24 protein-coding genes and 5 pseudogenes are annotated in these 22,903 nt (G+C 69.0%); 14 read left to right on the top strand and 15 right to left on the bottom strand.

Going from position 1 to position 22,903, the window contains the following annotated elements; genetic code table 11:
• Window positions 1–134 precede the first annotated feature (134 nt).
• The 4 genes and pseudogenes from ACIRP2_RS38455 (at window position 135) to ACIRP2_RS38440 (ending at window position 2,165) form a co-directional block, all read left to right on the top strand.
• The gene (locus tag ACIRP2_RS38455; protein ID WP_404258413.1) at window positions 135–362 is read left to right on the top strand and encodes a hypothetical protein; all 228 of its coding nucleotides are present in this window, start codon (window positions 135–137) and stop codon (window positions 360–362) included.
• Window positions 322–1,322: pseudogene (locus ACIRP2_RS38450) on the top strand (3-deoxy-7-phosphoheptulonate synthase). The gene ACIRP2_RS38455 and the pseudogene ACIRP2_RS38450 overlap by 41 nt, the downstream one beginning before the upstream one ends.
• Before the next feature lie 180 nt (window positions 1,323–1,502).
• Window positions 1,503–1,733, top strand: coding sequence for a peptidoglycan-binding protein (locus ACIRP2_RS38445; RefSeq protein ID WP_404258412.1), 231 nt, complete (start codon window positions 1,503–1,505; stop codon window positions 1,731–1,733).
• Window positions 1,734–1,934: 201 nt separating this feature from the next.
• Entirely contained in the window at window positions 1,935–2,165 is a 231-nt protein-coding gene (locus tag ACIRP2_RS38440) for a recombinase family protein (RefSeq protein WP_404258411.1), read from the top strand.
• On the opposite strand, the pseudogene ACIRP2_RS38435 reads toward ACIRP2_RS38440, so the two are convergent.
• The 11 genes and pseudogenes from ACIRP2_RS38435 to ACIRP2_RS38385 all read right to left on the bottom strand — a co-directional run.
• Window positions 2,162–2,338: pseudogene (locus ACIRP2_RS38435) on the bottom strand (IS6 family transposase); the annotation flags it as partial. The gene ACIRP2_RS38440 and the pseudogene ACIRP2_RS38435 overlap by 4 nt on opposite strands.
• Window positions 2,339–2,416: 78 nt before the next feature.
• On the bottom strand, window positions 2,417–3,622 hold the full coding sequence (locus ACIRP2_RS38430; protein WP_404258410.1) for a cytochrome P450: 1,206 nt from the start codon (window positions 3,620–3,622) through the stop codon (window positions 2,417–2,419).
• A 31-nt stretch (window positions 3,623–3,653) separates the two neighbouring features.
• Window positions 3,654–5,027: an NAD(P)/FAD-dependent oxidoreductase gene (locus ACIRP2_RS38425; RefSeq protein WP_404258409.1), complete on the bottom strand. Its 1,374-nt coding sequence runs from the start codon at window positions 5,025–5,027 to the stop codon at window positions 3,654–3,656.
• Window positions 5,017–5,226, bottom strand: a complete 210-nt coding sequence (locus ACIRP2_RS38420) for a ferredoxin (RefSeq protein WP_404258408.1) — start codon at window positions 5,224–5,226, stop codon at window positions 5,017–5,019. Before ACIRP2_RS38420 ends, ACIRP2_RS38425 begins: the two co-directional genes overlap by 11 nt.
• A gap of 129 nt (window positions 5,227–5,355) precedes the next feature.
• Window positions 5,356–5,490, bottom strand: coding sequence for a hypothetical protein (locus tag ACIRP2_RS38415; RefSeq protein WP_404258407.1), 135 nt, complete (start codon window positions 5,488–5,490; stop codon window positions 5,356–5,358).
• Between the two features lie 378 nt (window positions 5,491–5,868).
• Window positions 5,869–7,209, bottom strand: a complete 1,341-nt coding sequence (locus ACIRP2_RS38410; RefSeq protein WP_404258406.1) for a phosphatase PAP2 family protein — start codon at window positions 7,207–7,209, stop codon at window positions 5,869–5,871.
• A gap of 766 nt (window positions 7,210–7,975) precedes the next feature.
• The gene (locus ACIRP2_RS38405; protein ID WP_404258405.1) at window positions 7,976–8,767 is read right to left on the bottom strand and encodes a hypothetical protein; all 792 of its coding nucleotides are present in this window, start codon (window positions 8,765–8,767) and stop codon (window positions 7,976–7,978) included.
• Between the two features lie 44 nt (window positions 8,768–8,811).
• Window positions 8,812–9,156, bottom strand: coding sequence for a transposase (locus tag ACIRP2_RS38400; protein ID WP_404258421.1), 345 nt, complete (start codon window positions 9,154–9,156; stop codon window positions 8,812–8,814).
• Between the two features lie 14 nt (window positions 9,157–9,170).
• A complete protein-coding gene (locus tag ACIRP2_RS38395) occupies window positions 9,171–9,779 on the bottom strand; it encodes a hypothetical protein (protein ID WP_404258423.1) in 609 nt (202 codons plus the stop codon).
• Between the two features lie 239 nt (window positions 9,780–10,018).
• On the bottom strand, window positions 10,019–10,573 hold the full coding sequence (locus ACIRP2_RS38390) for a hypothetical protein (protein ID WP_404258404.1): 555 nt from the start codon (window positions 10,571–10,573) through the stop codon (window positions 10,019–10,021).
• The gene (locus ACIRP2_RS38385) at window positions 10,570–11,133 is read right to left on the bottom strand and encodes a TetR/AcrR family transcriptional regulator (protein ID WP_404258403.1); all 564 of its coding nucleotides are present in this window, start codon (window positions 11,131–11,133) and stop codon (window positions 10,570–10,572) included. Before ACIRP2_RS38385 ends, ACIRP2_RS38390 begins: the two co-directional genes overlap by 4 nt.
• A 278-nt stretch (window positions 11,134–11,411) precedes the next feature.
• On the opposite strand from ACIRP2_RS38385, the gene ACIRP2_RS38380 reads away from it, so the two are divergent.
• From ACIRP2_RS38380 to ACIRP2_RS38345, 8 genes and pseudogenes are all read left to right on the top strand, one after another.
• Entirely contained in the window at window positions 11,412–11,606 is a 195-nt protein-coding gene (locus ACIRP2_RS38380) for a hypothetical protein (RefSeq protein WP_404258402.1), read from the top strand.
• Entirely contained in the window at window positions 11,575–12,861 is a 1,287-nt protein-coding gene (locus ACIRP2_RS38375) for an ISL3 family transposase (RefSeq protein ID WP_404258401.1), read from the top strand. Before ACIRP2_RS38380 ends, ACIRP2_RS38375 begins: the two co-directional genes overlap by 32 nt.
• A 55-nt stretch (window positions 12,862–12,916) precedes the next feature.
• Window positions 12,917–13,414: an ATPase gene (locus ACIRP2_RS38370; RefSeq protein ID WP_404258400.1), complete on the top strand. Its 498-nt coding sequence runs from the start codon at window positions 12,917–12,919 to the stop codon at window positions 13,412–13,414.
• Window positions 13,411–13,752 (top strand): ArsR/SmtB family transcription factor, encoded by a 342-nt coding sequence (locus ACIRP2_RS38365; RefSeq protein WP_404258399.1) that lies wholly within the window; start codon window positions 13,411–13,413, stop codon window positions 13,750–13,752. Before ACIRP2_RS38370 ends, ACIRP2_RS38365 begins: the two co-directional genes overlap by 4 nt.
• A gap of 39 nt (window positions 13,753–13,791) precedes the next feature.
• Window positions 13,792–14,562, top strand: coding sequence for a DUF899 family protein (locus ACIRP2_RS38360; RefSeq protein WP_404258398.1), 771 nt, complete (start codon window positions 13,792–13,794; stop codon window positions 14,560–14,562).
• Window positions 14,563–15,376: 814 nt separating this feature from the next.
• Window positions 15,377–15,964 carry a hypothetical protein gene (locus ACIRP2_RS38355; RefSeq protein ID WP_404258397.1) on the top strand — a complete coding sequence of 196 codons (588 nt, stop codon included), beginning with the start codon at window positions 15,377–15,379 and terminating at the stop codon, window positions 15,962–15,964.
• A 182-nt stretch (window positions 15,965–16,146) separates the two neighbouring features.
• Window positions 16,147–16,236 (top strand): annotated as a pseudogene (locus ACIRP2_RS38350) (IS5/IS1182 family transposase); the annotation flags it as partial.
• A 117-nt stretch (window positions 16,237–16,353) separates the two neighbouring features.
• The gene (locus tag ACIRP2_RS38345) at window positions 16,354–16,908 is read left to right on the top strand and encodes an NUDIX hydrolase (protein ID WP_404258396.1); all 555 of its coding nucleotides are present in this window, start codon (window positions 16,354–16,356) and stop codon (window positions 16,906–16,908) included.
• A 54-nt stretch (window positions 16,909–16,962) separates the two neighbouring features.
• On the opposite strand, the pseudogene ACIRP2_RS38340 reads toward ACIRP2_RS38345, so the two are convergent.
• Together ACIRP2_RS38340 and ACIRP2_RS38335 are read right to left on the bottom strand one after the other, a co-directional pair.
• Window positions 16,963–17,121: pseudogene (locus ACIRP2_RS38340) on the bottom strand (hypothetical protein); the annotation flags it as partial.
• 95 nt (window positions 17,122–17,216) lie between these two features.
• Complete coding sequence (locus ACIRP2_RS38335) at window positions 17,217–17,783, bottom strand: hypothetical protein (RefSeq protein WP_404258395.1); 567 nt, start codon at window positions 17,781–17,783, stop codon at window positions 17,217–17,219.
• Window positions 17,784–17,792: 9 nt separating this feature from the next.
• On the opposite strand from ACIRP2_RS38335, the gene ACIRP2_RS38330 reads away from it, so the two are divergent.
• Window positions 17,793–18,083, top strand: a complete 291-nt coding sequence (locus ACIRP2_RS38330) for a helix-turn-helix domain-containing protein (protein ID WP_404258394.1) — start codon at window positions 17,793–17,795, stop codon at window positions 18,081–18,083.
• Window positions 18,084–18,368: 285 nt separating this feature from the next.
• Window positions 18,369–19,127, top strand: a complete 759-nt coding sequence (locus ACIRP2_RS38325) for an SDR family NAD(P)-dependent oxidoreductase (protein WP_404258393.1) — start codon at window positions 18,369–18,371, stop codon at window positions 19,125–19,127.
• A gap of 125 nt (window positions 19,128–19,252) precedes the next feature.
• On the opposite strand, the pseudogene ACIRP2_RS38320 reads toward ACIRP2_RS38325, so the two are convergent.
• Together ACIRP2_RS38320 and ACIRP2_RS38315 are read right to left on the bottom strand one after the other, a co-directional pair.
• Window positions 19,253–19,728: pseudogene (locus ACIRP2_RS38320) on the bottom strand (transposase); the annotation flags it as partial.
• A 169-nt stretch (window positions 19,729–19,897) separates the two neighbouring features.
• Window positions 19,898–22,873: an aminotransferase gene (locus ACIRP2_RS38315; protein WP_404258392.1), complete on the bottom strand. Its 2,976-nt coding sequence runs from the start codon at window positions 22,871–22,873 to the stop codon at window positions 19,898–19,900.
• Between the last annotated feature and the right edge of the window lie 30 nt (window positions 22,874–22,903).

Raw genomic sequence — 22,903 nt, 5'->3', positions numbered from 1 at the left:
GCCTGCCGGTCTTGGCCCTTTCCCCCGTGTGATCACACGCCTCCGCCGAAGGCGGCCCCGGCCGCTCCCGCGTACCCGGGGGCCAGCCGGCCGCCGTCGCGGTTCGGGTGACCCTGGCCGGGAGCGACCCGCTGGTGCGGTGGAACGACGTGCGACAACTCGGCGGCCTGCTGGCACGGGCGGCCGAGGGCGAGCTGTGCGTGCTGATGGCCGGCGACCGCGCCGAGGACCCCGCCGAGTCTTCGGTCGCCGATGCCGCGCCCAAGGCCGAGATGCTGGACGTCCTCGGCGACATCATGAGAGTGGGCGCCGGCCGGCCGCCTGGCGGGGCAGTTCGCCAAGCCCAGGTCGCAGGCGTATGAATGCGTCGGCGGCGGCAGTGTGCCGGTCTACCGGGGCCCCGTGGTCAGCGGACCGAAGCCGACCCACCGGGCATGGCGGGCCGACCCCGGCCGGATGATCGGCGGCTACCGGGCCGCGCGCGAGGTCCTCCGCTCGCTCGACGCCATCGGCCGGGGCGCCGACGCCGCACCGCTGGACCGGGTGTGGACCGGCCACGAGGCCCTGCTCCTGGATTACGAGGCACCGTTGGTGCGGCCGACCGGCGACGGCGGGCGCTACCTCGCCTCCACGCACTGGCCGTGGATCGGCGAACGCACCCGACAGGCCGACGACGCGCACGTACGGCTGCTGGCACGCCTGGAGAACCCGTGGCGTGCAAGGTGGGACCGCGCACGACCGTCACCGAGGTGCTGCGCCTGTGCGCGCTCCTCGACCCGGAACGCACCCCCGGCCGGCTCACCCTCATCGCTCGTTTCGGCGTGACGGAGATCGACGGGCTCGGCGCCCTGGTGCGCGCGGTGCGGCCGGCCGGTCACCCCGTGCTGTGGAGGTGCGACCCGATGCACGGCAACACCGTCCAGGATCGGATCGGCCTGAAAGTCCGTCATCTCGGGCAGTGCGTCGAATCGACAGCGTCACGCGTCGGCTCTTTGGCTGAAGCCGAACGTCTTGAGCGGAAGGAGGCATGCTGTTCGGATGCGTGCGTCCCGGCGACCGCCACGATGACCGCTATCGGCCTTGCCCAGCCGCCGTGGCTCACCGGCCCGGCGCCAATTCGGCATTGTTTGCCGGCACAGCGATTTGTCTCACGATACGACGTCCCTGCAGCTCAGGGGATGGGACGTCCCGAGACTTCTGCAACCGACCGAACCTCATGGACTGACGGGAAGGTTGACCGCATTCTCGGGGTGCAAGACGGGCTGCGCAGTTCACCTCGTGCTGCCCTCATCAGTCACCATGGAGAAGGAGCCCACTCGTGAACATCCGCAGGCACATCGCTCTGGCCACCTCCGCAGCCGTCCTTGGCAGCGGATTGGTGCTGGCCGGCGCGACCGGCTCGACACGCCTCCGCCCCTTACGCGACTGCAGCGGTCAACGTTGCCCAGCAGCACTCCGCCCGACCGGCGCAGGCGATCGTCAAGGAGGGCGCCAGCGGCAACGTGGTCAAGGAGATTCAGTGCCTGATCGACTACTCGCTTCCCAACGGGTGGAGCGGCGCAATGGACGGCCAGTTCGGCCCTGCGACCAAGGCAGCCGTGCAGGCGGTTCAGGCGCAGTCCTGGTGCAACACCACGCGGGACGGGATCGTCGGCCCCGCGACCTGGAAGTGCCTGCGTTACCGAGAGGGCTCGCTGAACCGGTGGGAGCAGCACATCACCGGCAAGCTCTGACGGCGGGTGACCGCAGCGTCGGCTGACGCCTGCCCGTCACACCTCGGGCCCGGTTCTCCAGTGGGAGGGCCGGGCCCGACTGTCGTAGACCGTTGTCGCAACAACGGTCAGGGAGATCCAGCCACCACCAACGACCCGTCACTTGTTCGCCGGGTCTCGCTGAGCCCGAGTTGCGGAAACGATACTCGGTGGACGATGCCGATGAAGCGGCTCGGACGCGGCGCCCTCGAACTCCTCAAGGTCGCCGAGGAACTGCGCGACACCGGGACCGAGCTGGAGTTCCTCACCGGCCCCCTCACCGGCCCCCTCGCCGGCAAGCACGACCCGGCCGGTCACGGCACCGCCCTGTTCGCGTTCTTCGCCACCATGGCCGAGTCCGAACGCGACTGCATCCGCGACAAAACCCTCGAGAGCGTTGTCACGTTGTTGTAGGTCTGTCCGAACGTGCCGCACCAGCGGCGGACCGTCTCGTAGGAGACGATCACGCCGCGCTCGAGCATCAGCTCCTCGGCCTCGCGGAAGCTGAGCGGGAAGCGGAAGTACAGCCACACGCAGTGCGAGGTGATCTCCACCGGGCACCGGTGGCCCTTGTGCGACGGCGGCACGGACGAAACGAACGCCCCCTCCCGGCACGACCAACCGCAAGATCATTCCACGCGCTCAGCCGACGTGACAACGCCCTCTTACAGTTCCACGGGAAGATGCCGGGGACCGCGCAGGACAGCACTGCTCCGGTACGGGGGCGGGTCCTCGACCAGGCGGGGGCTGCCGAGGCGGCGGACCAGGGCGCCCAGCGCGATCTGCGCCTCCAGCCGAGCCAGCGCCGCGCCGTAGCAGATGTGGACGCCACCGCCGAAGCCGAAGTGCTGGTTGTCCTCCCGTGCCGGGTCGAACCGGTCCGGGGCGCAAAAGCGCTGAGGGTCGCGGTTGCCGGAGGCCAGCACCAGCAGCAAGCGTGCCCCCTTGGGGATGGTGATGCCGGCGACCTCCACGTCGGCGAGAGGAGTGCGCTGCGGCAGCATCTGGACCGGCGACTCGTAGCGCAGCAGCTCCTCCACCACCCGGGGCATCAGGTCGGGTTCGCGGCGCAGGCGTTCCAGCTTGTCGGGGTGGCGCAGCAGGGTCAGCACACCATTGCTGATCAGGTTGACGGTGGTCTCGTGTCCGGCGACCAGCAGGATCGCGGCTGTGCCCATAAGTTCCTCGGGGGTGAGGCGGGCGGCCGGGTCCTTCTCGTTGACGAACGCGGAGAGCATGTCGTCCACCGGGTGGCCGCGGCGCTGCTCGGCGAGGTCCAGCAGGTAGCTGCCCATCGCCTTCCGGGCCTGCTCGCCCGCCCGGACGCGCTCGGTGGGGTCCTCGCCGACCCTGATGTCGACGCCGCTGATGATGCTCTGAGACCACTGGTGGAAGCGGGGTTCGTCCTCGCGCGGCACGCCCAGCAGTCGGCAGATGACTGTGACGGGGAGCGGGTAGGCGAAGTCGTCCACGATGTCGATCTGCCTGCGGTCCCCGAAGGCGTCGATCAGTTCCTCAGTGATCTCGGCGATCTCGTCCCGCATGCCGGCGACCCGGCCGGGGCTGTGCGGCGGGCCGAATGGCCGCATCGCGATGCTGCGCAGCCGGTGGTGCTCGGGGTCGTCGAACCGGATGAAGGACGGCTGCTCCACCCCCACGGCACCGCCGTAGGGCACGGCGAGGTTGCGGCGATCGGAGCTGATTCGCGGGTTGTGCAGCAGCGCGTTGATCTCGTCGTACGTACCGACCAGATAGCTGCCGTCCGTCTGCCGCGCCACACCGCCCGCCTCGCGCAACTCCTGGTACAACGGGAAGGGGTTGGGCCGGCTGGCGTAGTCGGTGATCCGTTCCAACAGGGATTCTGTGGTCATGCGTGGGGCTCCTCGTCGACGGATGGCGGGATCAGCCGGTGGGCCAGACTCTGGTCAGCCGGCGGTCCGGCAGGTGCCCGGTGAGGGCGACGGTGGGGCCGTGCGAGAGCACCCGCGGGTCGGGCACGTCGGAATGGATCGGGAAGCTCGCCGCCGCCGAGCGGTCGGCCGCGTCAGGCGTGGGCGGGAACGGGGCGGCCGTCTCGATCAGGTGCTGGTAGTACTCCAGCCACTTGGCCATGTTGATGGTGACCGCGGCCGTGATGCGGCCCCGGTAGCCGTACACCGCCACCAGGCGGCACTGTTCGAGCGAACCCTGGGCGATGACCAGATGGTCGGAGAAGGTGGGTACGCCGACGGACTTGATGTTGAGCCCGAACTGGCTCGACCAAAAGGTCGGGACCGACAGGTGCGGGCGCCGCCGCGGCCCCGGGGTGACCATGTTGTGGGCCGCCACCTCCGCTTGCGCCACCGCGTTGCCCCAGTGCTCCAGGGACATCATCTGGTATTCGTACAGCGGATGTGGGAAGCGGGCCACATCGCCGGCCACGAAGACGTCGTCGGTGACGATCCCGTACATGTTGAAGGCGCGGCATCCCGCGTCGCACGCGAGCCCGCGCGGGCCCGCGGCGAGACCGGAGTCCGCCAGCCATTCGGTGTTGCGCACCGCTCCCAGAGCGACCACGGCGATGTCGGCCTGGACCTGGCTGCCGTCGGACAGGTCCGCGCCGGTGAATCGGCCATGGCCGTCCCCGCGCAGAGCGGTGACCGTCACCCCGCAGCGCAGGTCCACACCGTGGTGGCGCTGCAGCCTGTCGGCGAGTATGCCCAGCGTCCCGCCGAGCGCGCCCACCAGGGGCGCCGCACCGCGCTCGGCGAGGGTGACCTCGATGCCGCGCTCCCGACAGGCGGAGGCGATCTCGGAGCCGGTGAATCCGCCGCCGATCACCAGCACCCGGCTCGCTCCGGCGTCCAGCCGCTCGGCCAGGCGCCCGGCGTCGTCGATGGTCCGCAAGGTGAACACCCCCTCCAGGGCGCCCTGCTCCGTATCCGGCCACGGCCGGGCCCGGGTCCCGGTGGCAATCAGCAGCCGGTCGTAGGGCAGGGTCTCTCCGTCAGCCAGCAGTACCCGCTTCTCCACCGTGTCAAGACCGGTCGCGCGTACCCCGAGCCGCCACTCCGCCTCCGGGTCACGGCGCATCGGCAGCCCCACGGCGGTGGCCGCCGCCTTGCCCAGTAGCACCTGCTTGGACAGCGGCGGCCGGTCGTACGGCGGGTGGGGCTCATCGCCGACCATAGTCAGCGATCCGGTGAAGCCCTCCTCGCGGAGCGTCTCGGCGGCCCGCAGACCGGCGAGCGACGCGCCGACGACGACGATCCGGCCCTCGCGCAGGTCAACGGACACGGCTGCTCGCCTCCTCCCCAGCGAGGATCGCCTGCACCGGACACGCTGCCGCCGCCTGCCAAACGGCCTCCCACCGGTCCTCGGGGACGGCCGGGTTGTACAGAAGCGCCTCCTCACCGTGCAACTCGAACACATCAGGGGCGAAGAACACGCACTGCGCATAGCCCTGACAGCGGTTGAGATCGACGACGATCCGCATCCTGCGCCACCCTTCACTCGCGTCGCACGGATTCACGCTACGTTCGGGCGGCTGGCGGTGGCTGGACAGCTGCTCCAATCGGGGGCACGCGCTGTTTCGGTGACCACTGTCCACCCGCCCGCGAGCAACTCATGCTCGCCGCCACCCTCCGCGGCTGTGGCCGCCCGTGTGCTCATCGCCGATGACCAGGAGATGGTCCGTACCGGCTTCCGGCTGGTACTGGTCGAGCGACCAGTACCCGGCGCGGACGCCGGCGGACTTCATCTTCGAGATGAAGCCCTTCACCGGCCGCGTGACGAAGGGGCGCCGGAACAAGGTCGGGGAATCGCCGGCAAGGGCAGCTCAACCGAGCCCCGTCCCCCGCCTGATCCCGGCCCGGAAACAGGCCGCGACCGAGCCCGCCGCGTGCTGACCTCACACAGGCCGGCAACAGGAGCACCCGGACGGGTCCCCACCACCAGCCCCATGCCCCATGCGTCCGGGCCTCCATCGACGGCGACCGTGGCGATGCCGAAGGCAGCGCGAGCGACGCCGACAGCGGACAGTCGCCGACGCAAGCGCTCGGCTGGCCGACCAGAGCGCTCAGCCACACTCCTGGCCCCACCCGGGAGGCGCTCAGCCCACGACCCGCTGCAACCTGACTCAAACCAGTTCGGGCTGCGGTTCGCGTCGTGGTTCCGGCAGATGAGCCGACGCGGCCTTCCGGTCCCACAGTTTGGTGGTCCGTACGTAGCCGTAGACCACTGAGGTCATCGCCAGAATGAGCAGCGGCCCGAACACCCACGGATGTCCGGCCATCTCCACCGACAGATAGCGATACGACGTCAAGAGCCCAGCGAAGACTGCGGCGCCGTGGACGACCAGCTGGATTCCCGACCGGTCCCAGCCGCGGTCGAGCGAGCGCAGCGCCGTCTCGATCGTGAGCGTGAACACCACACCGGCGACGATGTCCGCGCCGTAGTGGTAGCCGAAGCCCAGCGTTGCACCGAGCGTGGCGACCAGCCAGAACGTGCCTGCGAATCGCAGAACCCGCGGGCCCTTGCGGGAATGGAGGAAGATCGCGGTAGCCCACGCCGTGTGCAGACTGGGCATGCAATTGCGCGGGGTGATCTCGTCGAAGAGCATCGGGTGCGGGGTATTGACCGGCGGCGGCGTGTCCGGCCACAGGTTGGCCACCGCCCAGTGCCCCCCGTCCGCGCCATAGGCGAAGATCGGTCCGACCACCGGGAAGATCATGTAGATGCCCGGCCCGAGCAGGCCGATGACCAAAAAGGTACGCACCAGATGATGGCCTGGGAAGCGGCGCTCGACCGCCACGTTGCGCAGCTGGTACAGCGCGACGACGACCGCGGCCACCGCGAGCTGAACGTAGACCCAGTCGAGAACGTGGGCGCCGACCGTGCCGGTGGCCGCAACGATCCGGCCTACCAGCCACGACGGGTTGCCCAGCGCGTGGTCGGCGGTTGCCACGTACTGGTCGAGCACCGCCGGGCGGGTCTTCGACGTGATCAGCAGCCAGGTGTAGCCGGTCTTGCGGCCGGCCACCAGCAGCAGGGCCAGTCCGACGCCTTTCAGCAGCAGGACGCGGTCCCGGTCGGTGCGGCGCGTGACAGCGATGACGGCACAGGCCAAAGTCACCCACAATGCGCCGTTGCCGTACATCATCTCGGCGTCGACCGCCCACCGCACGAGCCAGAAGACGACGTCGATGCCGATCGCGGCGCCGGCTGCGATGAACCGCTGCCGCCAGGTGAGCACCACCATCATCAACGCCATACTGACGTACAACACCGTCCCTGATTTGGGAGCGAATATCACCTCTCGCGCCTGGTCGGTGATCGGCCCCGGCTCGCCGTACCGACGCGCGGCGACCTCCAGTGCAATGAGGAATCCGAGGGCCGCCACACTCACCGCGACCCACAGCATGAAGCGTGGTCGACGCCATGCAGCGAACCTAGTTCTGCCGTCTATTCGCGAAAACATTCGCGTTACCGTAGATATCAATTTTCAGCTGCTTTGTCATATTCCAATGTGATCGTTGCGAGCTCGAACATACTAATGGAACGGGTGCGTTTCACTGATCACAGGTACGCCGAATACAGCGATCAGCTCCCCTTTCCCGCGGCCGCGGCGGACATGGAACGCCGCGCGCCCCGCACGGCCCCGGATCAGGGCGGCGTGGGCGGCTCGGTAGACGGGAGGGCGGGTGTCGGGGCGAGCTCGACGGCGACAGTGGCGGCCGAGGTCAGCGCGAGCGACGCCGACAGCGGGCAGTCGCCGACGAGAGTGCTCAGACCGGCCACCCACAGCGCTCAGCCACACCCGGGGCGTTTAGGGATGGATTGTGGTGCAAATTCGCTCCTGCGGCCAACGATCTTCGGGCTGATTCACGCCTTACGTGCGCCTTCACAGCCTTCCGGGCGCCGACCTGTGTGTCCGTTTAATCCGCTTCTCGGCGCTGGGTTCCGTCTGGTTTGGCAATGGGGCGGAAGATTCCCGCCAGTGCGGAGCTTCCAGCATTTCAGGCTGTGCACGTTGGCGATGAATACGGCAAAGCGGGTCGAAATACCCATCACGAATCAACGTCAAACGCCCACTCAGAACTCGGCAACATTTGAGCGTCCTGGACGAAGCGGCCGCTCTCCGTATCTGCCGACAAACGCTCTCCGTTGTCCGGCTCTGGCCCACTTCTTGTGGTGCGACAACGCAGGGTGATCAGTGGATGATTCGGAGCGTTTTGGACCTTTAGTCAGAACGGCGGGTCTTCGCTGCAGCCGCCTTCCCAAGAAGCGCGTGCGGCTCTGAGGAGGGTGTAGTGCTCACGGGCTGCAATGTCTGACGCGTTCTCCAGGCCGCTGGTGTCGTGACCCCAGGCCTTCAGCGCGTCCAGGACGCGGTCTCGGTGGTGCCGGTCAGTGCTGGTGGCCAGTAGACGTCGGGCGTGGCTGGCCAGAGCGGCCTGGTGCTGGGCGAGGAGGGGGTGCTCCATGAGGGGGATGGCAGCGACAAGGGCGGTGTGGCGCACATCGGCGTTGTCATGACCAAGGAGGGCACGAACAGCGGAGAAGAATGCCGGGCGCGCGTCCCGAAACGCACGCATCTCCTCGTACTCATCAAGAAATCCCTCACCGCAGAGACGTTCGTCAATGGCAACGCACTCATCGTTGGCGTCGTAGGTGGTGTTGCCGAGCCACTCGAGCAGCCGCACGAGAGTTGGACGGTTCGGGGGCGTCTTGGCGTCCTGACTGTAGTCGCCAGCCGTGACAGCCGGATGGTTGAGGATCGCCGCGACGTAGAGCGCCACGGGCACCGTGGCCTCGTAGATGCTGTTCTGGTGAGTCACGGGCCCCAGCGCATCCTGGAGAGCGGACTCCCTGATGAGTGGGTTAGGGCTGGTCAGGAGTGTCAGCGCCGCCGGCAGGGATTCACCCGTGCCGCAGGCCGTGGCGAGCGACGCCCAGTCTGTGCTGTCCAGCAGTGCCTGAAAGGGAGGGAGCGCGGCGGGGCGAGGCTGCTCGGTCTGGCTGCGGCTGTAGGTCACAGGCCGAGGCTATGTCGTCGACGAGCCAGAGTTATGCCCGGGTGTCACGTGTATAGCAGGACAGGCTTGCGGAGGAGTTCGAAGCCTGCTCGGCCGAGCATCTGGAGCTTCAGCATCTTGATCCGGTTGACGTGGCCCTCGACGACCCCGGAGTTCCACGGCTGCGAGAGCCCGGCGGTGACGGCGTCGAGGTCGCGCTTCAGATGCCGGGCGAATCGCTGATGGCCGGGCAGGTCGGCGGTGGTCGCGGCCTCGATCCATGCCGGTAGTTGATGACCTTGCAACTGAGCAAGCATGTGGACGAAGGAACGGACGTGCCCTGCGAGTGCGTCCAGTTCGGGGCAGTTCGCCAGTACGACTTCGAGCTGGAGCCGGTCTCCCTCGGTCAGGGCCTCGGGGTGGGTCAGGATCCAGCGGGTATCGGCGCGAGCGGATGGCGGTCGGGGCCGACCGGCTGGGGCTTCCCACGTAGATTCCGACTGACGTAGGCGCGAACGTTGCCATAGCCGTCCGGGTAACCCTGTTTCTTGAACTCCTCCCACAGCTTCCAGGCGTTGGTGCAGCCCTCCTGCCATTGCTGGTCGAGGTAGGGCTTGAAGGCATCGAGCTTGGTGGGGCGGCTTTGCCACTGTCCGGTGAACAGCTGCTCCGGCTCGGTGGCGCGGGAGTGGCGGAGGACAGTGTTGAGTCCCATGCCGAGCTGCCGGGCGATGGCCCGCTTGCTACGGCCGGCGGCCAGGAGCGCGTGGACGGTGGCGTGCTTGGCGCGAGTGCATTCAGCGAACCGGTGGCCGGTCGGCCAGGGCGACACCCCGGTCACTTCCGGCGCCGGCTGCGGCTCCTCCAGCGGTGTCAATGCGGGCCGCAGGCAAGCTCGGTGCCGGGAGGCGCACTTCTCCGCGGCTTCGCCGAGGGGACCGGGCGCGGCTGCTCGCGAGATCCGGGACCTGGACAACAGGGTCGACTCCCTGGAGAACGACCTGCGGTTCACCGTACGAGCGAGCGCCGACATGCTCCAGCAAGGGCGCGAACTTCACGCTCCTGCGACCTTTCGAGGTAGATGACACCCGTTCTTCAGCGCGACTTGGACTACGGCAGCGCATGCCCGAACGGCCTCCGCGCGCACTCGCCGTGCGCAGAATCAGGGCCTGAGCAACACCTTGATCGCGGTGTTCATCGACTGTCCGGTACCGACGCACGAACGGCGCGCCACAGGTCGGAGCCGCAGATGCAGGAGGCAATGACCTTAAGTCAGGCCGGCACCGGCGCGGGCTGGATCCGCTTCGCGTCCCAGGCCAGCCACACGCAGGCGGTCGCGAGCAGTACGCCGTGCGCGATCCGCAGCGCGGGCGGACCGAAGAACTGTGGCAGGAACAGCCCGAACCCGACCGCGAACAGGATCGCCGGCACCGTGCGCATCCGGGCTGCGACGAGGATCGCGCCCGCCGCCATGGCCAGCAGCCCGAGCCCGAACATCGTCATCGCGAACGGGTTGTAGCGCACGTCCTCGGCCAGGTCGAGGACGTTCGACTGGTTGGCCATCGCATGCAGGCCGAAGACCTCGGCGCCGTAGTACGGCAGCGTCAGGCCGGCGCCGATCCAGAACACGATCGCCGCCACGCGATTGATCGGCAGCAGTGCAATCGAGACCAGGATGAACCCGATCATCGCGCACAGGTGCGCGACGATCCACGCGGTGGAGCCCATCGCGGCGGCGGCACCCGAGGTGGTGGACTCGTCCTCCCATGGGCGGAGGGCGGGGTAGAGCAGGAACAGTATGCCTGCGACGGACAGCGGGATCCTCATGATTCGCTCCTCAGGCTGGCGAGATACATCTGGATGAGTTGGTCGTAGGTGTCGTCGAGGTCTTCCGACAGGCCGAAGCCGCCTGCGGATTCGATGGACGCGAAGCCGTGCACGAGCACCCGCAGGCGCCGGGTCGCGTGCACGGCCGCCGAGCCCTCGAGTCCGTAGCCGCGCAGCGTGGCGTACATGACGCCGACGAGCTTCGCGCCGGCCGCCTCCTGGATCGGGTCGTGCAGCGGGTCCATCGGCAGCGCGGCGTACCGCTTCGGGTGCGCGGCGACGTACGCACGGTAGGCGTGCATCAACCCAGTGACCGCCTCATTGCCACCGGTGCCCAAGACGGTCGTCGTGAACCGGTCGGTCATATCCTCCAGCACCCGCACTCCGACGAGCGTCTTCAGTTCGCCGAGGCTCGCCACGTGCTTGTAGAGCGACGGCGTGGCGACCCCGCAGCCGTGCGCCACGGCGGCGAGCGTGAGGCCGTCCGGCCCGTGCTCGTCCACGATGCCGAGCGCCACATCGACCACGGCGGCAGGCGTCAGCGACCTTTTAGTAACCATAGCCCAGAGGCTATTGCCATTAGCCAAGGACGTCAATCGGCACCGGAGCCGGCGAGTGGATGATTCAGACCGTGGCGTAGCGGCCGCGACGGTGGGCCAGGGCCGGTACGTCGTCCGCGCCGAACTCCACGTGCGCGATCTCGAGCTGTATCTGTAGGCCCCACCGACTTCGGGCGGGTCCGGATCGACCAGGGTGCAGCCGGCCCAGGTGGACACGCCGACCGGCGCCGGACCCAGGCGGTGTCCGTCCAAGGCGGTCGGAGTGACAGTTCGGGGCCGTGGAAGAGATCGTGCTCCGGTTGAAGGAGCTGTTGTGCCCGTCGATCGCGGACGTTGCGGTGCTGTCGGTGGACGCGAGCATCGCGATGGTGCGGGTCGACGCGCAATGCACTGCGAACGGCGCCGCTTGCCCGGCGTCCGGGGTCTGGTCGAACCGGATGCATGGTTCGTTCCTACCTGCGGTTTCCCGCTGATGTGCCCAGCGCTGGACGAAGTGGTGTTCTTCAGCTGAGGGTCCGCCGGTTCGCCTGCGGGAGTTCGGGGTGCGCCCGCCGCACCTTCGTCGAGCAGATACCCGGCCTGACCCGTCGGCACGGTCAGCGGACCGAGCGGTTGCGCGCGATGCCGGCTGCGGTCGGTCTCTCCTCGGCGGGCCGTGCCGGCGCCCGGTTGAGCTCCGTGCTCGGGGTCTCCGTCAGCCGGAGTACCGTCCTGCGCTCGGTCGACGCCCTTCCCGGGCCGGAAGTGCCCGCCCCGCGTGTGGTCGGCGTTGACGAGTACGCCAGCCGCAAGGGCCGCCACTACGACACCGTTCTCGTCGACGTCGAAAGCCGCCGCCCTGTCGACCTGCTGCCGGACCGGGAGGCATCGAGCCTGGCTGCCTGGTTCGCCGATCGGCCCGGCGTCGAGGTCGTGTGCCGGGACCGGGCACCGTTCTTCGCTGAGGGTGCTACCGCCGGTGCGCCGCACGCCGTCCAGGTCGCGGACCGGTCATCTCTGGCACAACCTGAGCGAGGTCGCCGAGCGGAGCGTCGCTGCCGTCGCGCTCCGGTCCCCACGGTCTCCGAGCCCGGAGCCGAGGCTGTTCCGGCCGCGGATGCATCCGGTTCTCCTTGGCCGCGCGGGCACCGATTCGCTGATCGAACCCGGGCCCGGCATGCCGCCGTCCACGCACTGCTGGCGGTAGGACACGGTCGGCGCTCGGTCCAGCGGCAGCTCGGGATGACCTACCGCACCGTCAAGCAGTTCGCCGACGCCGCAACGCCGGGGGAGCTGTTCACCGGCCAATGGCAGAACCGGCCCTCCGTCCTCGACGGCTACAAGCCCCACCGGGATGACCGCTGGAACGAGGGCTGCACCAACGCCTGGAAGCTCTGGGAAGAGATCGTGCCAATCGGCTGCAAGGGCAGCTACCAGCGCGTTCGCGCCTACCTGCACGAAGGGCGCACCTCACCGCAGCCAGTGACCGCCCGGCGGCCCTCGCCCCGGAGCGTCGCCGGATGGATCCTCCGCCGTCCGGAAACCCTCACCGAGACCGAGCAGCTCCATCTCAAGACTGTCCGGACGCACTGCTCCGAACTCGACGCACTCACCCGGCACGTTCGGTCCTTCGGGACCATGCTCACCGAGCGCCAGGGCGAGCGCTTGCCCGCCTCGGGGGTGGAGCGTGGGGCGGCGCTCAACGGAGCGATACAACTGCAATCGGCCGGTTGCAGTTATGGGTTCTGATGTGCAACTGTTGAGTTGCAGATCATTACGTGGGCATCACCCGGGGAAGGAAGCCATGAACGACACCACCTCCACCGACACCGAACTCGCCGAGCTCGACCGGATCGCCCGGCAGATCGACATCGACGCCCCGGTCGAGCGGGTCTGGGAGCTGATCTCGCGCCCCGGCTGGTATGTCAACGACGGTGCCGTCGAGGCCGACCCGGACCTGCACTGGGAGGGCGACGTGGCTGTGTTGCGCCATCCGAGGCTGGGCGAGTACCGGTTCCGGACGGTGACGCTGGACAAGCCCCGCTACGCCGCGTTCCGCTGGATCGGCACCCCGTTCCGGAATGAGTCGACGCCCTCGACCCTCGTGGAGTTCTGGATCGACGAACGGGACGGCGGCGGGGTGACGCTGCGCGTCGTCGAGAGCGGGTTCTCCGGCCTCGCCGACGACCCGGCCACGTGGCTGAAGGAGCGCGAGGGCAACGACAAGGGGTGGTTCGCCGAGCTGAAGGCCGCGAAGGTGTTCGTCGAGAAGTCCGCGCCGACCCCGACGACGCAGCCGTGACCGTCACCCTCCCCGTCGTGTGTGCCGCGCTCGGCGATCCGATGCGCTGGGAGATCCTCACCCGGCTCGGCAAGGGCCCGATGTCGGCGTCCGCGCTGGCCAGGGTGTTGCCGGTAAGCCGTCAGGCGATCGGCAAGCACCTGGAGGTGCTGCGCGAGGTCGGGCTGGTCGAGCCCGAGCAGCGTGGGCGCGAGGTCGTCTACCTCGCCGTCGGCGCCCGGCTCGGCGTGCTGGCCCGGGAACTGGACCGGATCGGCCGCTCCTGGGAGACGCGCCTGCTGCGCATCAAGGAACTGGCGGAGCACCCCGGCCCGGACACCCCAGAAGCCTCCGACTGACGGAAGACGACGGACGACTTACGACGATTGGACACGATCGTGACCGAGCACGACAGCAGGACGGTGGACCCCGACCGCGCGTCGGCGCTGCCGCCGGTGGCCGACCGGGCCGCCTTCCAGGCCGAATTGGACAAACTGCGGGCCCGCGAGAAAGCACACACCCGGGAAAGCGACGCGATCGCCGCGGCCCGGCGCCGGCTGCCCATGGTCGAGGTGGCCGCCGACCTCGAACTGACTGGGCCGGACGGACCAGTCGCCCTGCTCGACGCGTTCGAAGGGCGCCGACAGCTCATCGCCTACTACCTCATGTGGCACGACGGCCACGACGCGGCCGGGCAGTGCGAAGGCTGCACCTGGGTCACCACCCAGGTCCAGGAGCTGTCCTACCTGCACTCCCGCGACATCACCTACGCGGTCTTCTGCCAGGGCCCGTACGAGGAAAGCCGCCGCTACCAGGAATTCATGGGCTGGGAGGTGCCGTGGTACTCGGCCCTCCCGTCGCAAGACGAGCTCCTGGTCGGACGCCACGTCGGCATGATGCACCTGGTCTGCTATCTGCGCGACGGCGACCGCGTCTACGAGACGTACTGGACGACGCTGCGCGGCGTGGAGGCGATGGACTACAGCTACGCACTCATGGACCTCACTGTGTACGGACGCCAGGAGCGGTGGGAGGACTCGCCCCCCGGCTGGCCGCGTGGCCGGGGCACACCCGCCGACCACGTCGGCCTGCGGAGTAACGGGCGCCCCATCCCCCAGTGGTCCCGAATCGAGGCCGGGCGCTCCGACGACCTCACGCCTCGACCATGACGGCACAGTGCTCACAGTGCCGGGTGGTCGGCGATCAGCCGGTTGAACTACCGGCCTCGCGAATTTCTGAGTCGCATATTCGTCAGCTGCTGCTCGTGGTCATTGTGAGTGGTCACCAGGGGCATAGTGACGCCAGGTTCCTCCGGCCTCTTCGGCGAGCCGGGCTGTGATTTCGTCGTTGTAGCCGAGTATCCGGGCGACCACCGGGGCGGGGGCTGGAGGACGAGTTGGCGGATCGCCGCTGTGCGGACCGGCTGTCGTGTGCCGCCTATGCGCTGTACCTCGGGCTGGGACGCGAGCACCATCGGCCAGTTGTCGTGGGCGGCGAGCAGCTCGTCCAGCGGAACGTCGGCGCCCGCGGTGAAGACGGCGGTCCCCTCGAACAGGCGGACAGACAACTCCGGGCCGGCCGCCGTCTCCGCGCGCAGGACCACCACGGCCTCCGGGCCGACGCCAGACCGACCAAGTTCCCGAACCGGTGAGCCAGACAGTCACACTCCCGGGCGACCGAGTTGGAGTGCCCGGACATCGGCACGGAAGACTGCGACAACGGGGCCTCCTGTTGCTCGGATGGATTCGACACCCACGAGTTATGCAGGAGGCCTGCCTTCATGCCCGGCCACCGGGAAACCACCCGGTCGGAAACCTTGTTCTGATGCCAGGCGAACTACTCGATTGAACAAGGCTTCTGAGGACGACGGCTCGGTAATGGGGACTGGCCCGTCATGGCCGACCTCCGGGCGGAAAGCAGCGGGCGGCGCTGCTGCCGGCACCCGACCCCAAGCTGCTCACGCTTGCTTGGCATCCTTGTGCCGTGTCCACCCGCACCCGTCGCTCGGCCGTAACCCTCCTCGTCGTGCTCGCGGCATGCTGGGGGACCTGCCAGTGGCTTGCGTCCGAATTCCGACAAGCGAAAGACCGGCGGGACCTCCACGACCTCGCCCGCTCTCTGCCCTGGGCCAACGAAACTCTGCTGGTCCCGGACGCCGTCCGGCACGAGACAGATGCGATGGCCTGGGCAAACACAGGCAGCTTCAAGGTGACCTTCCGTAAGGGACCTGAGGTCGGGCACCAAGGCCCGATGATCGAGTACACCATGCATCGAAAGGAGGAAGACGGCTCGGAACCGCCGGACGTCGTGAGCTGCGGCGCCACGAATATTGTGACCTGCACGGGTCTCGGCCACGGTCTGCGCCAAGTGGTCACGCACGACACCGACAACAGCGACCCGGCACTCGCCCTGTACCAGGATGTGGGAAGCCGCCTGATCACCGTACGAGGCTACGACGGTCCTGTGGACGTGAGCCTTCTCCGCGACGTCCTCGCCCACACGCACCGCCCGACGGACGACGAACTTCTGAGTCTTTTGCGCCCTCCTGGCTACCAGACCGATTGGAGCTGACCCGGGTACGACGCTACGCCCAGTCCGCGCTGCGGCTTTGGCGCCGAATCCCTACTCGCGCTTCCGTTAGGTCAGGAGGCCCTGCCCTCATGCTCCTCCCCGGGAAGATCACGCAATAGGGAACCCCAGTTCGATGCCCAGGCGAACTTCGCGGAACGGCAACGGCTTCTTACGAGCTGGTGTACGAACGCCACCTCCGCAACTACCTGGCCTTCCTCGGCCTCGCCGCCGCCCTCTACTGCTACAAGCGACTCGTCCGCCTCACCGCATAGGACACCGTCCAAGGGGCGCCACGCCGCTCCGCGGCTTGGTTGGCACCCTTCACGGGCGCGCGTAGCCACACACTCGAAAACCATTTGTCGTACTGCGAGTTGGATACGGTGTAAGCCGTGAGCGAAGAGCGTGATGTGTTGACCTGGGTGCTGAAGAGCGAGCGTCCAGAGCCCGCCGGCTACCTGAAGGTGCACTGCCGCACCTACACGCAGCCCGACGGCAAGGACTCGGACTGGGACATCCTCAAGGGCCCGCGGACCGTGGCCCTGGTGGCCTTCACGGAAGACGGCCGGGGCATTCTCGTCCGCCAGTACCGGCCCGGGCCGGGCAAGGTACTGGCCGAGCTCCCCGGGGGCCTCGTCGGGCCCGAGGAGAACGTGGTGGCCGCTGCGATCCGTGAGCTGCTGGAGGAGACCGGCTTCCAGGCGGGGTCGGCCGAGGTCGTCATGCGGACCTACCTGGCGTCCTACGCCACCCACGTCCGGTACGCGGTGCTGGCCCGGGACTGCCGCAAGGTCGCCGAACCCACCCCGGACGCGGAGGAGTTCGTCGAGCCGGTGACCCTGCCTCAGGACGAGTACGTGGCTCATCTTCTCGGAGGTCAGTACACCGACGCGGACTTGGGACTGGCCGGGCTCGTTGCGGCAGGCCTGCTCAAGCAGACAGGTTGAACCCCGGGCCCCCAGGGCCTGGGTGAGGCGTTCGACGACGAGGACCGGCGCCTCGATGTAAAGGCGGGTTGCGGGTTCGGTTCCCGAGGCGCGCACGGCGATCCGGCCGTGCGCGCCGTCGTCGTAGATGACCGGATCGCCGGAGTGGTCGGCTCGCCAGTCCGGGAGCAGCTTCGGCAGTCGCTGCAGTACCGCGGTCAGTGATTGCGGCACGGTGTGTACGAGCTGCGTGTGCGGGTGCGCCCGCCGCACATCGGCGACCGCGTCGTCGAGAGCTTCCAGTGTCGGGAAAGTGCGGAGGACCGTGGTCAGAGCGGCGAGGCTGTCGCGCTCGAAGTAGCCGCGCGCGCCGTTGACGTGGACGAGGGCGCCGTTGGTTCCAGGCCGAGCGCGGGCTTCAGGTCGCTCTGCCAGGTGGTGACGATGTGCTTGAACCCGACCGCAGTCTCCGTGACCCTGAGTCCGGGCCGGGCCCGTTTGGCCGCCCGCACCGCCATCCGGGGCGCGACCGCCGTGGTGATCAGCCGGTCGACCGGCAAGCCCGCGTACATCAGGGTGGCGGCCTGTTCGGGGCTGCCGATGCCGGAGCGCCGGGTAACCAGGACGAGCCGGTCGCCGTCGCCGTCCGTCATCGCCAGCGGCGTCGGCCCGGGCTCCTGCTCCAGGAGTCTGCGGGCGGTCTGCTCGGCCTGGGGCCTGGGGACGGGGTCGGGTGTGTGCCCGGCGAAGAAGGGCAGCGGGCGGGCCCGGCAGATCCGCACGGTGCCGAGGTGCCCGGCCAGGGCTCCGACAGCACCGTGCGCGGAGTCCAGGACCACGTCGGCGTCGAAGTGCCCGGCGCCCTCGTCCAGTGACCTGAGCCGGAGATTCGTCATTGGATAGGTATGAGTCGTCCGGGCCCGAAGATTCCGCCGGTGACTGCTGCCCAACGGGCTGTTCTGGAGGGCTGGGTGCGGCGGCGGACGACGGCCCAGGCGCTCGCCCAGCGGTCGCGGATCGTGCTGGAGTGCGCTGAGGGCCACTCGATCATGGAGGTGTCTCGCCGGCTGCGGACTGCTCCGGACACGGTCCGCACCTGGCGATGCCGTTTCCTCGAACGGGGCCCGGACGGCTTGTGTGACGACCCGCGTCCAGGCGTGCCGCGGAAGATCACCGATGCCGATGTCGGGCGGTGACCGTCAAGACGCTCGAGGAGACGCCGAAGAACGCGACCCACTGGTCGACCAGGTCAATGGCGGCGGCGACGGGGGTGTCGCAGTCGGCCGGCTGCGCAGGAGGAATGGGGCAGCATCTTGGTCCGGCCGCACCGGCGTGAGGGCCGCGAGCCGCCGGGTTCCGCTGGCAACGCGAGGTCCGATACCCGCCAGCACCGACTTCCACCCTGCCGCAGTCTGATGGAGGTGATCAGATGCCGGGCCCGGCCGACCACCCAGAACCACTTCTTTTCGAAAGGCTTCTCCATGTCTTCCCGTCTGGACTCCAAGGTTTTCGTCGTCACCGGCGGCTCCTCCGGCATCGGTCTCGCGGTCGCCCAGCGGCTCGCCTCGGAAGGCGCCGCCGTCGTCATCGGCGCCCGCCGCAAGGACGTCGGTGAGGAGGCCGCCGAGAGCATCCGTGCTACGAGTGGTCGGGCGCTCTTCGTTCCCGCGGACGTCTCCGTCGAGGCCGACGCCGCCGCCCTGGTCGCGGCGGCGCTCTCCGAGTTCGGCCGCCTGGACGGGGCGTTCAACAATGCCGGCGGCGTCAACGCCTCCGGCCCGGTGTCCAGCATCGACGGTGCCGCGTGGAACGCCGAGATCGCGCAGAACGTCACCAGCGTCTTCAACTGCCTCAAGCACCAGATCCCGGAGGTCCTCAAGACCCGTGGTGCGATCGTCAACAACGCCTCCAACATGGGCGTTGTCGCGCTGCCCGGCGTTGCCCCGTACGTCGCCGCCAAGCATGCGGTCGTGGGCCTGACCCGGGCCACCGCGCTCGAAGTCGCCGAGCAGGGCGTGCGGATCAACGCCATCACCACCGGCGGTGTCGACACGCCGCTGTCCCGCGGTTCCATGATGACCAGCGACGAGGCCGTCGCGCAGATCTCAGCGATGCACCCGGTGAACCGCATTGCCCGGCCCGAGGAAATCGCCCCGCTCGTGGCGTTCCTGCTGAGCGATGAAGCCTCGTTCATAACCGGCGCGGCCCTGGCGATCGACGGCGGATTCACCACCCGCTGACCTGAAGGTCTCCCCGGCCTCGCGCGCAGCCCGGCTTGTTCCCCGACCGCAGGGCCAGGGGGTCACCGGGACGAACGCGAGGCCGTCCGCCGCGGTATCGCCAAGGTGACGGCCGCGGCCGTCAGCGCGGCACTGGTCCCGCAGAGCCGGGGGTCCGCGGCCGTCACCACCTGCTCGACACCCCACGTGGCGGGGTCATCGAAGACGAACTTGCCGCCGTGCTTGGGCGGCCGGCCGCCCTCGGGGTTGGCCAGGCTGAACTCCCTGCGAGAGGGGACCGGACGCCGCATCACCCGATCTGAACGGAGCCGACCAAGGATCTCGACTGGCAGGCCAGCCAGGAGGTGGGCGATGCGCGGGCGTCGTATCCGACATCCAGCACGACCAGGACCTTCGGGTCGCCTGGCTGCCACTGGCCGGCGGCGACCAACCGCTCGACGACCTCGCGGATCTGCGCGGTGGTCACCGCAGCGACGTCGGCGCCGGGCTCCAGGCGGAGCGCGTCCAGCGCCGCCGTCCAGGACGTGCGGCCGGTCTCCAGCGCGGCCACCACCGAGTACGGCCAGCCGGGCACCATTTGGTGTTTGCCCTCGCCCCGCCCTCCGCCTCGAGTGGGACCGAAGCGGAGGCCCAGGCGGTCGAGGGCCCGCAGCCGCAGGTCCCCGGCGGCCCTGACTGTGGTCGCGTCCGATGGAGCGCCAGGCGAGGCCACTGCCGACCGAGCATCACCTCGGCGCCGAATCGCGCGGCGCTGACGCCGAGACCAGGTGTCACCCGGTGTGGCCGTGGCCGAGTTGGCTGAGGGCCAGGTCGAGCATGTCGGCGAAGAAGTCCGCCGCGGTGGAGTCGATGCACAGTGGCGGCTTGATTTTGAGGATGTTGAGGTGGTCGCCGGTGGGCTGGACGATGACGCCGAGGTCGAGCATGCGGTCGCAGAGTTCGGCGGTCTCTTCGGCGGCGGGCTCCAGGGTGGTGTGGTCCCGGACGAGTTCGAGGCCGAGGTAGAGGCCCGAGCCGTGGACGGCACCGATGATGCCGTGGCGGTCGGCCAGTGCCGCGAGTCGGCGTTTCAGATGGCTGCCGACGCGCACCGCGTTGCCCTGGAGATCCTCGTCGCGCAGGGTGTCCAGGACAGTGAGGCCGACGATGCTGGAGACCGGGCTGCCACCAGTGGAGGAAAAGAAATAGCCCTGCTCGCGGTACCGGTCGGCGACCTCCTTGGAGGTGATGACGGCACCGAGAGGATGTCCGTTGCCCATGGCCTTGGCGACACAGACGATGTCGGGCACGACCCCCTGCTGCTCGAAGCCCCAGAACCAGTGCCCCAGGCGGCCGTAGCCGACTTGGACCTCGTCGGCGACGGCAAGCCCGCCATGGCGACGCACCGCCGCGTACACCTGGGCAAGGTAGCCGTCGGGAAGGGCGACGCCTCCGGCGTTGCCGTAGTAGGTCTCGCCGACGAACGCTCCCGCCGGGCGGCCGGAAGCGGCCAGTTCGTCGATCATCGCGACGGCCTCGGGCCCGTAGCGCACGGCGTCCGTCCCGCGGTGCCGGCCTCGGTAGGAATTAGGAGAGTCCACAGTGTGCACCCAGCTCGGGCGGGTGGCGAGGGCGTTCGGGTTGTCCTGCAGCGAGGTGGAGACAGCGTCGGAGGCGTAGGTCCAGCCGTGGTACGCCTCGCGCAGTGCGACGACGTCGTGCTGCCCTGAGGCCCCTATGGCCAGCCGTAGGCTCAGATCCACCGCCTCGGAACCGGAGTTGACGAGGAACACCGTGTCCAAAGGCTCGGGAAGCAGTCCAGCGAGGCGTTCGGTGAATTCCACCACCGAGGCGTAGTGGAATCGCGAGTTGGTGTTGAGCCGCCGCAGCTGCCGGGAAACCGCCTCCTCGACACGGGGGTGGGCGTGGCCCAACGGGGTGACGTTGTTGACGATATCCAGGTACGAGCGGCCCTCGGTGGACAGCAGATGATGGCGCCAACCACGCTCGATACGAGGAGGGTTGGCGTAGTAGTGCCCCTGCACGGTGGCGAACGCGGCGTCGCGCCGGTCCAGCAGGTCCCTCTCACGCGCACAATCGGAGCCGGCCGCAAGGCCGAGGAGGGGGGCGGGGTCGGCGGTGAGAGCGAGCCAGCCGGCTGCGTACTCGGGCCGGACCAGGCGCGGAACGGTGGGGCCGTCGGCGTCGCGCAGCGCCACGTGGACGATGGCGCCGGAGCTGAGGCGGGCGATGTCCTCGCCCGCCTGCACCGTCGCACCGGTGCCGGACACGGGCTGGACCGGGTGGGCGAAGGACAACGACAGCACTTGTGCGCCGTAGGTGAGCTCTATGTGGCCCGGTGTCGCGCCGAGGACCCTGCCCGCGGCGGGCGCCTGGAGCACGGCATCCCGGCCGAGCCAGAGGTCGATTCCAGTGGGCACCGTGGAGGTCGACACTGCCGACAGCACCTGCGTCCGAGTGAGACGCGCACGGGCGTAACGGGTGGCGGCTGCAGCCATTCCTTCCGCGAGCGCGGCGGCCGCCAGGTGGTCCTCACTGCCGGCCTCGCTCCAGGCTCCGTGGTCCATGCACTCGGCGTCGGTGGACAGGTCGAGGAGGGCGATGTCGTCGGCTGCGAGGTCTCGTAGGAGACGGCGCACCTGTGTGTCGGTCTGTGCGGTCCGGGCAGGCACGTCGGCCATGCCGATCGCATCCCTGACGAGACGGATCATCACCGGCATGGGGAGCGAGGTGGCCTGTTCGAACATGCGCCATTCACGGTCGAGTGCGGCCTTGGCGTAGGCATTGTCCTCGTCGACGGCGGCCTGCTGGCGCCCACTGGCCACCAGGACGGCGGCGCGCAGGATCACCAGCGGCCACAACGCCTCCGCCTCCTCTCGGGAGAGCGGCCGAACGGCATGGAAGGCGCGGACGGCCGGAAGCAGGTGGTGCGGCTCGATTCCGTCGTGGTGGAGCAGCGAGGACAGCGACACGGCGAGTTCGCCGACCGCCCAGCTCGTGGTCACGTCACCGAAGTCGATGACCCCGTCAGGCATGGGCGGCCGGTTGTCGGGACAGCGGATCAGATTGTCGTCGGTCAGATCCAGGTGCACGGCCTGCAACGGCAGTGCGGCGGCGAGCTTCTGGACGTGTGCCCAGGCCTCGGCGGTCGAGTTCTGGACGGCGGCACGCCGCTCGGGCTCGTCGATGTGCCTGGCAAGCTTGGCGACGACGCGATCGGCGTGCTGCGGGTCCCACTGGAGCACGCGGTCGAGGCCCGGGTGCCGGAAGCCGCGCAGGGCAGTGCTCACCTTTGCGACCATCGTGCCCATGGCCGCCACCGTGGTTGGTGACAGGTGTCGGGGCCCTGAGAGCGTGCCGCCGGGCAGGTAGCGCAGCAGGCGCGCGACGGCCGGACCGGTCTCGGTGTCTACCGTCGTGCGACGCGGGGAGCCGTCGGGGCGGCGCAGGACCGTGGCGATGCGCAGTTCCGGGCAGGCCGAGGCGATCAGGTCGGCTGCCACGTCCTGGGCGTCGATCTCCGCGGCGCCGAAGGCAGGGTTGGCGATCTTCAGAACCGCCGCGGGCGTCCCGTCGTCGCTGTGCAGCAGGAAGTTGGCGTCCTGCTGACTGCCCAGTGCTTCCGCGTGAGCAGTGATGCCGAGATGTTCGGCAGCGATCAGCTCCGCCTCGGCCCCCGCCACGCGGGGTGCCGGAAGGGCGTCCTCGGCGAAGAAGTCGACCGTACGGTACTTGTCGGGCAGCATGCGGTTCCTCGGCTGGTGCGGGCAAACAGG

This window comes from Streptomyces sp. NPDC101194, assembly GCF_044767885.1.
Classification (GTDB): domain Bacteria; phylum Actinomycetota; class Actinomycetes; order Streptomycetales; family Streptomycetaceae; genus Streptomyces.
This window is presented reverse-complemented; position numbering and strand designations above follow the sequence as displayed.